Genomic DNA, 628 nt, shown 5'->3' with positions numbered 1-628 from the left:
CGGCAATATTAAGACGGGCGTGCACATCTCAATTGAAAAGCGGATCCCTGTCGCAGCGGGGTTAGGCGGTGGGTCAACGGACGCAGCAGCAGTTTTTCGTAAACTTAACACCCTATGGGATATTAACTTGCCCTTGAAAGACTTGCAGGCGTTGGCTAACCAGGTTGGATCAGATGTGGCTTATTCGGTTGCGGGCGGCACGGCTTTGGTAGAAGGGCGAGGGGAAAAAATACGCCAAATTCAACCAGCACCCAAATGCTGGATTATTCTTGCTAAACCAGCTATCTCAGTTTCAACGCGGAAAATTTTCAACCAACTAGATGTTGAACGGTTAAACTACGAACCCAACGCGCCGAAAGTACTGGCAGCCTTAGAGTCAGGGTCTTATGAAGACCTGATGGCAGCGATTGGCAATTCCTTGGAACCAGTAACCTTTAGCCAGCATCCTAAATTAGCCAGGCTGAAACAACAAATGCTCGATTTTGGTGCAGACGGGGTCACTATGTCCGGTTCAGGTCCAACAATCATTGGCTTCACCCAGGTTTACAGCCGTGGCCAACGGATTTATAACGCCTTACGCGGCTTTTGCCAAGAAGTTTATATGGTACGTGTCATGCCTGAAATAAAC

1 protein-coding gene is annotated in these 628 nt (G+C 48.6%); it reads left to right on the top strand.

The window, feature by feature from the left end; all coding sequences use genetic code 11:
* A partial coding sequence (gene ispE / locus ACRCJ0_RS18240; protein ID WP_431391550.1) for a 4-(cytidine 5'-diphospho)-2-C-methyl-D-erythritol kinase occupies positions 1-628 on the top strand: 628 nt, incomplete at both ends.

The sequence above is a fragment of the Aerococcus sp. L_32 genome (assembly GCF_050689315.1).
Note: the sequence above shows the minus strand (reverse complement) of the source record. Positions and strands in the feature narration are given on the sequence as shown.